At 61.5% G+C, this 13,071-nt stretch carries 12 protein-coding genes and 1 tRNA gene; 6 read left to right on the top strand and 7 right to left on the bottom strand.

The annotated features are described in order from the left end of the window. Positions 1-232: 232 nt before the first annotated feature. The 3 genes from DPM33_RS31135 to DPM33_RS31125 are packed head-to-tail and all read right to left on the bottom strand — an operon-like array spanning position 233 to position 3,254. Positions 233-1,546 (bottom strand): homoserine dehydrogenase, encoded by a 1,314-nt coding sequence (locus tag DPM33_RS31135; protein ID WP_112101197.1) that lies wholly within the window; start codon positions 1,544-1,546, stop codon positions 233-235. A gap of 41 nt (positions 1,547-1,587) precedes the next feature. After that, positions 1,588-2,805, bottom strand: a complete 1,218-nt coding sequence (locus DPM33_RS31130; protein ID WP_112101196.1) for an LL-diaminopimelate aminotransferase — start codon at positions 2,803-2,805, stop codon at positions 1,588-1,590. Positions 2,806-2,846: 41 nt separating this feature from the next. Beyond that, positions 2,847-3,254, bottom strand: coding sequence for a hypothetical protein (locus DPM33_RS31125; RefSeq protein ID WP_167449276.1), 408 nt, complete (start codon positions 3,252-3,254; stop codon positions 2,847-2,849). Between the two features lie 97 nt (positions 3,255-3,351). Here DPM33_RS31125 and phaC point away from each other — a divergent pair, with 97 nt between their 5' ends. The 3 genes from phaC (at position 3,352) to DPM33_RS31110 (ending at position 6,911) form a co-directional block, all read left to right on the top strand. Further along, the gene (gene phaC / locus DPM33_RS31120) at positions 3,352-5,187 is read left to right on the top strand and encodes a class I poly(R)-hydroxyalkanoic acid synthase (RefSeq protein WP_112101195.1); all 1,836 of its coding nucleotides are present in this window, start codon (positions 3,352-3,354) and stop codon (positions 5,185-5,187) included. Between the two features lie 327 nt (positions 5,188-5,514). Continuing rightward, positions 5,515-6,684, top strand: a complete 1,170-nt coding sequence (locus DPM33_RS31115) for a YcbK family protein (RefSeq protein ID WP_167449277.1) — start codon at positions 5,515-5,517, stop codon at positions 6,682-6,684. Between the two features lie 152 nt (positions 6,685-6,836). Continuing rightward, positions 6,837-6,911 (top strand) — tRNA-Glu (locus DPM33_RS31110). Between the two features lie 43 nt (positions 6,912-6,954). On the opposite strand, the gene DPM33_RS31105 is transcribed toward DPM33_RS31110, so the two are convergent. Further along, positions 6,955-8,076, bottom strand: coding sequence for an alpha/beta hydrolase family protein (locus DPM33_RS31105; protein ID WP_112101193.1), 1,122 nt, complete (start codon positions 8,074-8,076; stop codon positions 6,955-6,957). Between the two features lie 174 nt (positions 8,077-8,250). Continuing rightward, on the bottom strand, positions 8,251-8,589 hold the full coding sequence (locus DPM33_RS31100) for a hypothetical protein (protein WP_112101192.1): 339 nt from the start codon (positions 8,587-8,589) through the stop codon (positions 8,251-8,253). A gap of 529 nt (positions 8,590-9,118) precedes the next feature. Here DPM33_RS31100 and DPM33_RS31095 point away from each other — a divergent pair. After that, positions 9,119-9,325 carry a Flp family type IVb pilin gene (locus DPM33_RS31095; RefSeq protein WP_112101191.1) on the top strand — a complete coding sequence of 69 codons (207 nt, stop codon included), beginning with the start codon at positions 9,119-9,121 and terminating at the stop codon, positions 9,323-9,325. On the opposite strand, the gene DPM33_RS31090 is transcribed toward DPM33_RS31095, so the two are convergent. Then, the gene (locus DPM33_RS31090) at positions 9,276-10,637 is read right to left on the bottom strand and encodes an acyltransferase family protein (RefSeq protein ID WP_146770352.1); all 1,362 of its coding nucleotides are present in this window, start codon (positions 10,635-10,637) and stop codon (positions 9,276-9,278) included. The genes DPM33_RS31095 and DPM33_RS31090 overlap by 50 nt on opposite strands. 377 nt (positions 10,638-11,014) lie before the next feature. Here DPM33_RS31090 and DPM33_RS31085 point away from each other — a divergent pair, with 377 nt between their 5' ends. Beyond that, positions 11,015-11,962, top strand: coding sequence for an acyltransferase family protein (locus tag DPM33_RS31085; protein ID WP_112101189.1), 948 nt, complete (start codon positions 11,015-11,017; stop codon positions 11,960-11,962). A 504-nt stretch (positions 11,963-12,466) separates the two neighbouring features. Beyond that, entirely contained in the window at positions 12,467-12,682 is a 216-nt protein-coding gene (locus DPM33_RS31080) for a Flp family type IVb pilin (protein WP_112101188.1), read from the top strand. 93 nt (positions 12,683-12,775) lie between these two features. Here DPM33_RS31080 and DPM33_RS31075 read toward each other — a convergent pair. Further along, positions 12,776-13,071 (bottom strand): integrase core domain-containing protein (locus DPM33_RS31075; protein ID WP_146770350.1); only part of this gene is annotated, 296 nt, incomplete at its 5' end.

Genomic DNA, 13,071 nt, shown 5'->3' with positions numbered 1-13,071 from the left:
TCGTTTGACTGTTCGCTTCGAGCAATTCCGGAGCGACTTTCCCAGACTTGCTCCCGCCTCCCGCCAGAGGCGGGCTTCTTCTGGCAAAGCTCCATGACAACGGCAAGACTGGCTGCGTCACTTTTTGAAAGGGCAGCAAAATCAATCGATTAAAGGCGGATTGCGACCGCGCATGTCTCCCGAAAGTGGAGACCGGTTTCGGGCCGAAGACATGCGTGAAATCAAATTGGAGCTATTCGGCCCGTTCGATGCGGATCACCTGCGGCTTGTCGGTCAGATGACCGTCCTTGGTGATGCCTTCGACGGCCTTGCGCACCGCCGCTTCCGTCGTCTCGTGGGTAACGAGGATCACCGTCTTCTGCGCCTGCGTTTCCGGGCCGGCCGCCTGCTGCACGATCGATTCCAGCGAGATGTCGTTGTCGGCCATGCGCTTGGCGATGGCTGCGAAGACACCCGTGCGGTCATGCACGGTGAGCCGGATGAAGTAGCCGCCGGCATGGCTGCGCATCCGCGCCTTCTTGTATGGCTTCAGTTCCTTCGCCGGCCAGCCGAACACCGGAGCATGCTGGAAGCCGGGCCGGCTCTTGGCGATATCGGCAATATCGCCGATTACCGCCGAGGCGGTGGCGTTGCCGCCGGCGCCCGGGCCGGAAAGCAGGAGTTCGCCCAGGATGTCGGTTTCGATCGCCACCGCGTTGATGACGCCATGCACCTGCGCGATGACCGAAGCCGTCGGCACCATGGTCGGATGCACGCGCTGCTCGATGCCGCTATCGGTGCGCTGCGCGACGCCAAGCAGCTTGATGCGGTATCCGAGATCGCCGGCCGCGCGGATGTCGGCCTGGGTGATGTTGGAGATGCCTTCCATATAGATATCGTTGGCTGCGATCCTGGTGCCGAAGGCAAGGCTGGTCAGGATCGACAATTTGTGCGCCGTGTCGTGGCCCTCGATGTCGAAGGTCGGATCGGCCTCGGCGTAGCCGAGCCGCTGCGCATCCTTGAGGCAGGCATCGAAGGAAATGCCTTCGGCCTCCATGCGGGTCAGGATGTAATTGCAAGTGCCGTTGAGGATGCCGAAGACGCGCGTCACCGCGTTGCCGGCCATCGCCTCGCGCATCGTCTTGATGACCGGGATGCCGCCGGCCACCGCCGCCTCGTAGTTGAGCAGCACGCCCTTCTTCTCGGCGATCTCGGCCAGCGCCACGCCATGCTTGGCAAGCAGTGCCTTGTTGGCGGTGACGACATGGCGCCCGGCCTCGAGCGCCGCCTTCACCGACTGCCGCGCCGGCCCCTCGTCGCCGCCGATCAGTTCGACGAAGACATCGATGTCGGCCTTTTCGGCCAGCTTGACCGGGTCGTCGAACCATTTCGCGGCGCTCAGGTCGATGCCCCGGTCGCGCTTTGCATCGCGGGCCGAAACGGCCGTTACGACGATGTCGCGGCCGCACTGGCGGGTGAGCTCGGCCGCCTTGTCGCGCAGCACGCGCGCCACCGAGGCGCCAACCGTGCCAAGGCCGGCAATTCCAACACGCAACGCTTCAGCCATGTCCGGCGACGCCCCTCAAATTCAATAAATGTCAGGCAAATTCAGCGGCGCGCGGCGAGCGGCACCACATTGTTGGGCTGCTTGGCGGTGGTCGCGAGGAACTTCTTGATGTTGCGCGCCGCCTGGCGGATCCGGTGCTCGTTCTCGACCAGCGCCACGCGCACATAGTCGTCGCCATGCTCGCCGAAGCCGACACCCGGCGCCACCGCGACATCCGCGTGCTCGATGAGCAGCTTGGAGAATTCGAGCGAGCCGAGATGCCGGAACTGTTCGGGGATCGGCGCCCAGGCGAACATCGAGGCTGCGGGTGCCGGAATGGTCCAGCCGGCGCGGCTGAAGGAATCGACCATCACGTCGCGGCGCTTGTGGTAGACCTCGCGCACCTCGGCGATGTCGGCGCCGTCGCCGTTCAGCGCATGCGCGGCCGCCACCTGGATCGGCGTGAACGCGCCGTAGTCGAGATAGGATTTCACGCGCGTCAGCGCCGCGATCAGCCGCTCGTTGCCGACCGCGAAGCCCATGCGCCAGCCGGGCATCGAGAAGGTCTTCGACATCGAGGTGAACTCGACGCAGACATCCATCGCGCCCGGCACCTGCAGCACCGAAGGCGGCGGATTGCCGTCGAAATAGATTTCCGAATAGGCGAGATCCGACAGGATGATGATGTCGTTCTTCTTCGCGAAGGCGACCACGTCCTTGTAGAAGTCGAGCGAAGCGACAAGCGCCGTCGGGTTCGACGGATAGTTGAGGATCAGCGCCAGCGGCTTCGGGATCGAGTGGCGGATGCCGCGCTCGACCGCCGGGATGAAGCCGTCATCGGGCTCGACCTGCAGCGAGCGGATGACGCCGCCCGACATGATGAAGCCGAAGGCATGGATCGGATAGGTCGGGTTGGGGCAAAGGATGACGTCGCCAGGCGCGGTGATCGCCTGCGCCATATTGGCGAAGCCTTCCTTCGAGCCCAGCGTGGCCACCACCTGCGTGTCGGGATTCAGCTTCACGCCGAAGCGACGCTGGTAGTAGTTGGCCTGAGCGCGGCGCAGGCCAGGAATGCCGCGCGAGGAGGAATAGCGATGCGTGCGCGGATCGCGCACCACTTCGCACAATTTGTCGACGATCGCCTTCGGTGTCGGCAGGTCCGGATTGCCCATGCCAAGGTCGATGATGTCGGCGCCGCGCGAACGGGCGCTGGCCTTCAGCCGGTTGACCTGCTCGAAGACGTAAGGCGGAAGCCGGCGGACCTTGTGAAATTCTTCCATTTCAGTTCCAGACCATCAGAGTTTCGGCGCGCGATATAAACCTAATTGCAGTTAGGGTCGAGGGTCGGGTCGCATTTGCCCTCGATCTGCTTCAGCGTGTCGCCGCCATGCGTCTTGGCCAGGGTGTTGAGCGCCGCCGAATTCGCCGGCGGTTTGACGCCTTTGCCCTTGGATAACTGCGCCTGCTCCTCGGCCTTGAGCTGCGCGAGGTTAGCGGCGGTCTCTTCCTTGGTGAGCTGCTTGGCGGCCACCTGCGGCGGGATGTTGAGGTTCGGATAGGAGCCGGTGTCCTTCGGGCCTTCGGTCAAGGCCGTCGGCGCCGCATTGTTCGCACTGGTGCTGGTGCAGCCGCCGGCGAGCAGCAGCGCGCCGAGCAGCCCCGCCACGACCGCCATGCGGCAAATCGGGCCCGCGCCGAGAAAAAAAGTCCCGCCAACATTAATCGTCATATTGTTTTCCTGGCAGCCGGGTTACAGCGAAATGGACCCGGTCAGATGTCCCATGGTAATATGTCAAGAAAACGCTCCGGGAGGAACCCCGCGAACCATGTCCAAACCTGACGATTCGGACAAAGTGGAAAATGGCGGACCTTCGGCCATTGAGCAATATCTGGTGAAGGACCCCGAGCGCTTCGCCCTGAACATGGCGCGCATGGTCGAGCAGGCGGGCAAGGCGGCTTCCGCCTGGGCCGAGCCGCGCGAGAAGGGCGAGGTGCGCGATCATGTCGCCGAACCCGTCGTCGACATGGTCAAGACCTTCTCCAAGCTCTCGGAATACTGGTTGGGCGACCCGCAACGCGCGCTGGAAGCGCAGACGCGGCTGTTCGCCGGCTATATGACCGTCTGGGCGAACGCCATCCAGAAGGTCACGCCCAACGCCGAAGCCGCCGACGATGCGGTCAAGCCGGAGCGCGGCGACAAGCGCTTCCAGGATCCCGAGTGGGGCCGCAATGCCTTCTTCGACTTCCTGAAGCAGGCCTATCTCGTCACCTCGCGCTGGGCGAACGAGCTCGTCGAGCATGCCGAGGGCCTGGACGATCACACCCGCCACAAGGCGAGCTTCTACGTCAAGCAGGTGTCCAACGCGATCGCGCCGTCGAACTTCATCCTGACCAATCCGGAACTGTTCCGCGAAACGGTCGCCTCGAACGGCGAAAACCTCGTGCGCGGCATGAAGATGCTTGCCGAGGACATCGCCGCCGGCAAGGGCGACCTGAAGCTGCGTCAGGCGGACTATACGCCCTTCGAGATCGGCAAGAATATCGCGACGACGCCGGGCAAGGTCATCGGCCGCAGCGATGTCGCCGAGATCATCCAGTACGATCCGGTGACGGAGACTGTGCTGAAACGGCCGCTGCTGATCTGCCCGCCCTGGATCAACAAATACTACATCCTCGACCTCAACCCGCAGAAATCCTTCATCCGCTGGGCGATCGAGCAGGGCCACAGCGTCTTCGTCATCTCCTGGATCAACCCGGACGAGCGCCACGGCGCCAAGGGCTGGGAGGCCTATATCCGCGAAGGCCTGCAATTCGGCCTCGACATGGTGGAAAAGGCGACGGGCGAGAGCGGTGTCAACGCCATCGGCTACTGCGTCGGCGGCACGCTGCTCGGCGCCGCGCTCGCGCTTCTGGCGCAGGAGGGCGACCATCGCATCAAATCGGCCACCTTCTTCACCACGCAGGTCGACTTCACCTATGCCGGCGATCTGAAAGTCTTCGTCGACGAGGATCAGGTCGCCGCCGTCGAGCGCTCGATGAGCGAGAAGGGCTATCTCGACGGCACCAAGATGGCGACCGCCTTCAACATGCTGCGCTCGGGCGATCTGATCTGGCCCTATGTCGTCAACAACTACATGCGCGGCAAGGAGCCCCTGCCCTTCGACCTGCTCTACTGGAATTCCGATTCCACGCGCATGGCGGCGGCCAACCACTCCTTCTATCTGCGCAACTGTTATCTCGAGAACAATCTCTCTCGCGGCACGATGGAGCTTGCCGGGCGCACCGTCTCGCTGGCAGACATCACCATCCCCGTCTACAACCTGGCCACGAAAGAGGACCACATCGCGCCGGCGCTTTCGGTGTTCGTGGGATCGCAGTTCTTCGGCGCCGACGTCGAATATGTGATGGCGGGTTCCGGCCACATCGCCGGCGTCGTCAACCCGCCCGCCGCCAAGAAGTATCAGTACTGGACCGGCGGCAAACCGGTGGGCGACTTCAACGCCTGGCTTGCCACGGCGCACGAGCATCCGGGCTCCTGGTGGACGCACTGGCAGCACTGGATCGAGAACCAAGACGACATCCGCGTACCCGCCCGCAAACCCGGCAAGCGTATGAAAATCTTGGGAGATGCGCCGGGCACCTATGTCAAGGTGCGTGTGTAACGGATTGTAATGTCTGGTGAGTTGACGGGCCGCTAAAACAGGGCGAAATGGTGGCGTCAATCGCATTAGCGGCCTCAAATCACCTTCCGACGCAGAATAATTCCGAGGCTTGCAGATTGGACACACGTCCCGTTTCCGGTTGGGAACAGGAGGGTTATCGCGACGCGGTTCCAGAGTGGCGTGGCGGTGACGAACCGACCGGATACCGAGGGGGAATTTGTTTTGAAATCAGTAGGTTGGCGTCCAGGGCGAAGGGAGAGCCGCAGCATTGCGGCGGCGCTCTTCTCCGTGCTCCTGGCCTCCTGCACATCCACCGGCGACCCGACCATGTCGGTCGTCTCGCCCGCCTATAATGCGACCGCCAGCGAGATGAGCGCAACGTCCGGCGCCAAGACCGCTACCACGGCCGATTCGACAGTTCAGGCAGCATCCGCGACCCCCGACGCGGCATCGACCGTGATGAGCGAAGGCGACACGCCTTTGCCCGAAAAGGTGGCCTACGTGCCGGAGACGCGACCGCAGGCCGCCTTCCCCGCCGTCGCCGTGCCCGCGGGCGCCGCCACGATCGCCGGCAACACGCCGCAACCGCTGGTTCAGCCGGCGCAGACGGGCGGACAGACGCAGACCGTCGCCCAGCAGGTCGCCGCCGGCGATGCCACCGCCGTTGCCTCGAAGGCGCAGGCGACCACGCAGGCCATGAGCAATGGCGTCTATGTCACCGCGGGTGAGCCGACGCAGCCGCAGATCGCCGCGCCGAAGAAGGGCCTGTTCGCCTCGCTGTTCAGCACCGCGCCGGCCTCGGCCGCGCCCGCGCCGCTGATCAACAACGCACGTTCCGGCGATCAGCCCGCCGCGCAGGCAAAGACCACGCCACCCCCGCCGGCCAAGCCGATCGTCGAGCTGGCCTCCGCGACGTCGGCCGCAAAGCCGGTGCAGCTCGCCTCGCTCGACGACCCAGCCAATCACATCACCGGCGCCGACGCCCTGCCCGGCGTACGCCAGACCGCGCTGTTCGAAATCAAGCGCAAGTCCGGCATCGACGACGAAAGCGACGTCGATCTCAACGAGGACGAGGGCGGCGGCGGTTCCTACCAGGTGGCCTCGGCCGCCGGCATGGCCAGGCTCGCGCCCAACGGCCTTCTGAGACAGAACGAAAGCGTCGACGTCGCCTGCCTGAAACCGTCGCTGGTGCGGGTGCTGAAGACGATCGAGGGCCATTTCGGCCGCAAGATGATCGTCACCTCCGGCTACCGCGATCCCTCGCGCAACCGCCGCGCAAACGGCGCCAAGAATTCGCTGCACATGTACTGCGCCGCCGCCGACATCCAGGTGCCCGGCGTCTCGAAGTGGGACCTGGCGAACTACGTCCGCACCATGCCCGGCCGCGGCGGCGTCGGCACCTACTGCCACACCGAATCCGTCCATGTCGACGTCGGCCCCGAGCGCGACTGGAACTGGCGCTGCCGTCGCCGCAGCGGCGGTGGCGAGGACGGCTGAGCCGGCCTGCCCTTCAGCCGCGTTCGCACTCACGAGCCACTTTTTTCGCCCAAACCCGCGCGTTTCACGGCGCCGTGAAAAAAGTTGTCGCTTGTGGCGCCAGATGGGTTGCCGGTTGCCAACAACGCAATTATAAGCCGCTTCGTCTGAGCGCGCCCATCGTCTAGCGGTTAGGACACCGCCCTTTCACGGCGGTAACAGGGGTTCGATTCCCCTTGGGCGTACCAGATCCTCTTCTACAGTGTCCCGGACCGGTTAGTTGACGGCGCTCTATTGCGTCCCGGCCCCGACCCAGCGGTTGTTCTCCATCACGATCCCGCAATCGGTGCTCTCCGCCTTCGCGCAACCTGCCAGTGCCGCATCACGGTTGGCGGCAAGGCCGTATTTGCCATCATATAGGTAGTAGAAATTTTGAGTGCTTGGAGAGAAGGCAAATGCTTTGGGTGTAGGGGCGGTGAAATAATCCGCGATGACTGACTCGTCTCGCGTTAAACCAAGCCGGTTCATCAACTGTGAAACGTTGGAGTAATTCCAGGTCGGCAGGCCGCGCTTGCGGAGAAAATCATCCAACTTTCCGAGCCACTGCATTCCACCATCGATAAGAAGCTTGTGACCTTCGTTGTTAAATGGCTCGAGTTCGGAAAAAGTCACGGTCGAACCACCACTGGCAAACGCAACACGCAAACGTTCCGCCAAGTCCGGTCCAAAATAGCTATCATTTTGGGCATATAGCCATAGGTTGGGCACACGACTGGTGGCACCATATTCTCTATATGCCTTGAGAAGTTCGTCTTCCCATGCTCCGCAGTTGAACCGCAGACCTCCGGAGACGCTTACGACACCGACCACGCCAGGCGGATTGCGCGCTCCCAGCGCTACGGCTGTCGCGCCTCCTGTGGAACCGCCGACAACAATGATGCGAGATGCATCTACGTCCGGTCGGTCCTTTAGGACATCGATAGCTGCCTGCAGATCGTCCGCAGCCAGATCAAGATCCAGCTTGATATGAGGTTTCCTGCAGTCATCCCTTGGCATGGAGCCATCGGATCGACCATAGCCTCTCCGAATAACCACAACCGCAAGCCAACCTCTTGTTGCTAGGTCGCGCGCGCGTGGCTCGAATTTCGTCGTATTTTCACCGGCGATTTCCGCTGATGTACTACCAGTGCCATTTGTGATCAGAGCAAGTGGCAGCGGTCCTTTCGCCCCCGCCGGCTTCACGGAATAGCTGTCGAGACGATAGTGTTTGCCGTTAATTACTACGCGAAGAAATCCATGGCTCTCATCAAAATCAGGATCTTTGGCAGAGGCGGCCTGAGAAACTAGCGCCAGACCAAAGACGGCTGCCAAGCTGAGAACGAGCTTTCTTGAAAAGCGTGAAAAAGCACCCAATTTCGCCCCCTCGCCGACACCGGGTCGACGTCTACTCGGATATTCTCGACGTGATCGCCTTCAGACAGTGTATGGAATGTAAAGCTTAGTCAATATCCAGTACATGCCAGTAGCATCCACACTGTAAATGGACTGTGCCCAAGCAAGATTTCTTGCTGCTGTAGCCAAGTTCGGCTACCCTGCGGCATCATGCCCGCCAACGATCCCCGTCGAGACCTGCGTCTCGAAAAACTCGATCTTGAGGTCGAACGATTTGAGCAGCTTCTGGGTGCTCGGCTTGACGACCGCGTCATCGAATTCACCTTTGATGAAATGCGCCGCTGACTCCATGTCCGCCCAGAAACTCATGACGACGAGCTCGCTGTCGGCTCCCCTCACCTTGCGCGCCAACGTCGCGCCGAGATGTCCGGGGAGCTCGGCCATCTCCACGAAAGTCGTGCGCCGAAGATGATCCGCATAGGCGTCCACCACCGCGTCGGAGCCGGCGACGGCTCGCCAGAAACGGACAATCATGCGTCTTCCTTTCTGAAGCCCGATCGGTCAACCGTTGCCATCAAACATCTGCCGCGCAGCCACTTCCATGTCCCTGCACATGATGCCTCGGGGACGATCGTGGGTGGAAACTTCATATCAAGAGCGACCGGCGTCAAGGACACGTTCGTATGGCTGCCTTAGGGATCCTGATACGAGCGCCAGATCGCTGTCTCTGAAGTTGGACCCGTGCCAGGAGCTTGCCTATCGTCCGGCATCGCTCAAACGAGACGTCTTCCAGTGCACGCGAGGTTCAGACTTGCCAATTATGGCTGGCGATCACGATCGCGAGAGCATTGCGAATGTTCCTCGAATAGTTAATTCACCTAATAATTTATATAAATCAATAATTTAGCTTAGAAAAATCGCACCCAAGCCAAAGCGAACAAGGTTAACAAGTAGCTAATGTCCCTTTGACTCCAATAGCCTACCGGTAACAGACTCATTGCGGGACCGGGGGATGAGCTTCAGGAGCACCTCTGTCCGGGTATGGGTAACAGGGGAAGTTCACATGAAGAGTCTCTTCAAGCAATTCGTCGCCGATGAAAACGGCGCCGCCATGGTCGAATATTCGATCCTGATTGGCATCATCGCAGCTGCCTCGATCCTCGTGATCATTGCCATCGGCGCTTGGGTCGGCGGCCAGTTCACCGGTCTCTGCGCATCGCTCAACGGGCACGGCGCCGTAGGCTATACGGCTTGCGCGGCCGCCACCTGATCAGGTCAGAGGTTGAGCCTTGGAATCCTTCGGAGGGCTGGCGTTCATCGCTCCGGCCCTCTTTGCTTCTCATATAGAAACTTCGCCCCACCGAGATCAGGGGCTTCTCGATAAACCTATAAGATAGCGCCGCGATGGTAATCGAGGCCGCGACTACGATGAGTGATGCCCACCACGAGAGCGACGCCGTAGGGCCAGCCCGAAGCGCAATGATGATGGGATAGTGCCAAAGATAGATCGAATACGAGATCCGACCGATATAAACGACTGGCCTCAGCGAGAGCATCCAGGCAACGACCGTTTTGGCCGGCCCAGCCAGCGCGAGCACGATGCATGCAGATGCGAGATCGACAAGGATCCCGCCGATGGTGAGTGGAGTAGCGGTCTGCCACTGCAACGTCGCGAGCGACAACGCGATCGCACAGAGACCGGCGATGCCGAGACTCTCGGCCCAAGCCGACGTCGGCCGCCACGGCAGCACAGCGACGGCGCCGCCGAGGATCAAACCGCTCATGCGGGTGTCGAACCGGTAGTAGGTTCGCCAGAAATCGAGCCCAAGCCCAAGATCGATGATCCGCCAGAGCGTCGCGGCCAGGAAGGCCATGATTAGGACGAAGAATGCTCTTCGTCCCGCGAAGCGCGCCAGAAGCAGTATCACTGCCGGCCAAAGCAGGTAGAAATGCGCTTCGACCGAGAGCGACCACGTGTGGTTGAGTTCCACCCTAGGCACGCCCCAGAATGCCCGCGAGTAATCCGAAAGATAGAGGCCGGCCAAGAATGCGTTACGGACCGCCGCAGAGTGAGGGAAAACGATCGGTGCTACAGCGAGATAGGCCGCGAGCGACAGCACCAGCGCCGGCCATAGACGGATTGCGCGCCGCAGATAGAACCGGCCGAATGCGATGGTTCCTGTCGAGGCGCGCTCGGCCCACAGCATCGATGTGATCAGGAAGCCGGAGAGCGCAAAAAAGATATCGACCCCGACAAAGCCGCCCGGCGCTACGGCGCGGTTGCAATGGAACGCCACAACCAGGCCAATCGCGACCGCCCTCAAGCCGTCGAGTGCCGCATTTCTTTCAAGATCGCTTATCCCATGGCCCGGCGAACCATCCACCGTCGCCGTTTTGCCGTCTCGCCGCCAGTTCGGAACTGACTCGATAAGGGGGCCACGCGAATTCAGGTTCGCGTGCTCGGCTGCGATCCAGCGATCTGGCTCCGCCGTCCGGTCGTCGACGTAGCCCCAGAAGCTCCACATCGGATTTCTTCTTCCGGTGAGCAATTGGCGCGCTTGTGCTCCTCGGCGCACCTTCACGCGTCGTTCGTTCGGACGATAACGGATTTAGTAGCTACTAATATGAAGCGGCCAGCGCCCTGCGTTGAGGTCAGTCCCACCGGTCAGAAAGGCAGGCTGCCCAGTGCGGCGCCTTGGCCGAGTTCGGCCGTAGAGTGCCGAATCGCTGTCGCTGAAATTGGTTCCGTGCCAGCCAGGCGCCGTCCGTTCGACACCAGCGCCGCCCAGGCTGCGGAGCCAGGACGAACGCCTGAGATGGCACCCAGCAGCAGCATGAGGACTGCCGGGTAGGCGGCGTGAAATCTGAGCCGCCGTGCGAGAGGATTTGGGGCGAATGGGTTGATCTTCGGCAATGGCGGAAATTGACTTCGGAGAATTCCCGGCACACCTTTGCGTGCATGGGTGGGGGAAGACTTTACGGATTGGAAGCTCTGCGCGGAGTCGCGGCTTTAGCCGTGGCTACGTTCCATTTGATAGAGACCTACGACCTCCCGCCCGTTCCCATCGGCTATTCGGTGGCCGTCGACCTGTTCTTCATCCTGTCCGGGTTCGTCATGACCAGGACCTACGAGCAGCGTTTGCGAGACGGGCTGACGACGCTTGGCTTCATCGGGCTGCGATACCGCCGCCTGTTCCTTCCGCTTGCCATTGGTTCGACGATCGGACTGGTTCTGACGGCCGCCATCCGTGGCCCGTCAATCTCGATGACAGTGGCCTATCTGCTGATCCTGTTGTTTCTGCCGTCAGGCGGTCCCTATGCATTCGCCTTGAACGTCCCGGCGTGGTCGCTGTTTGTGGAGATCATCGCCAACATGCTGCATGGCGCGATCTTTGCGAGATTGTCCAATGCGCGGCTTCTCATGCTGGCTGGACTATGCGGCCTTCTCGCCGCGGGCGGCGCTGCAGGCCATATGCATTGGGGGGCCAGTATCGTGTCGATCCTGTGGCTGGTTCCCCGCGAGCTGGCCTGCTACCTCGCCGGCATCTGGATGTTCCGCCGCTATGGCGATGCGCCGCTCGGACACCATCCTGTTTCTGCGGTGATTGTCTTCGCGATGCTGCTCTGCGTCGCATCTGCCAATGCCGCATTCGAAATCGGGACGTTGGCCGCCTGTCCCTTCCTCGTTCGGGCATCTCTCGGCCTGCCGCGCACGCAATGGGCTGCCTGGGCCGGCGCACTCTCCTACCCGCTCTACGCCACGCACTTTCCGGTCATACTGGTCTCGTTTTGGACCGGTCTTCATCCTGCTGCCGGGGCCACCCTGGTGGCTACGGTCGCAATCGCGGTGACGCTGGCCTTCGAAATCCGGCGCAGGCCCTCCACTTTTTTGGCGAACACTGGATAGGCGACAGGTCCACTAGAAAGGCCCGCCGACCGCTGCGCTGCGCCTTTGGGCCTAGCCGCCTTTAGGCACTCGGTCCAAATTGAACGGTCGCGGATACGCCACTAGATTGCCGGCGCGGGAGGAAAGCTACCACCGCATTGGGCCGGTGCCGCATCCAACCCTCAACGGGAACCCCGTGCGCACCGGCCATCCGGTTTTCCTGGCTATGGCGCTGAGCCGTCACAGCAGCGTCGTCAGGCCTGCTGAATAGCGGGTTATATTTGCCCTTCAAAGTTGGCATGGCTGCCGCCATGCAACTGTGCGGATAGTTAACCCGCAAGATTCGCTATGCTTTTCAGCAACTTAAGCCATAGCTAATATCTCTCGCTCGTTCCATCGAGGTTAACGAATTGCTAAAATTCCTTTGACTCCAACAGCATGCAGGAGAAGGATTGATGCGGGACCGGGGGATGAGCTGTCTTTAGGAGCACCTCTGTCCGGATTTGGGTAAACAGGGGGAAGTGCATGAAGAAGCTTTTCAATCTCGCCAAGGCGTTCAGCGCTGAAGAAAACGGCGCGGCCATGGTCGAATATTCGATCCTGATCGGCATCATCGCTGCGGCATCGATCCTGGTGATCATTGCCATCGGCGCTTGGGTCGGCGGCCAGTTCACGGGCCTCTGCGCCTCGCTGAATGGTCACGGCGCTGTCGGCCATACCGCCTGCGCTGCGGCCACCTGATCGCAGGCTTAAGGTAACCCTTTGGAGGAGTTGGGGGCCGGTCATCGTACCGGCCCCTTTCAGTTCAAAGCGTCTAAATCCGAGAAACGTCGCCTAGTTGTGGAGCCTCAACAGGTTGTCCTGGGTTAGGGCGAGGCGACTGATAGGTGGTTTTGACTTTAGGCTGCCGTGGGGGCGATGCCAATTGTATCTGTGCAACCAGCCAGGCAATTCGGCGGCGCGGTGATCGGATGTCTGGTAGGCAATGGCATAGGCCCATTCGCGCAGCGCCGTCTGGATGAAGCGCTCGGCCTTGCCATTGGTCTTGGGGGTATAGGGCCTTGTCCTGACGTGCTTGAGACCGAGATCGCGGCAGGCTTTGGCGAAGACCTTCGATCTGTAGCAAGAGC

Origin of the sequence: Mesorhizobium hawassense (genome assembly GCF_003289945.1) — a bacterium.
GTDB classification, from domain to species: Bacteria; Pseudomonadota; Alphaproteobacteria; order Rhizobiales; family Rhizobiaceae; genus Mesorhizobium; species Mesorhizobium hawassense.
This window is presented reverse-complemented; position numbering and strand designations above follow the sequence as displayed.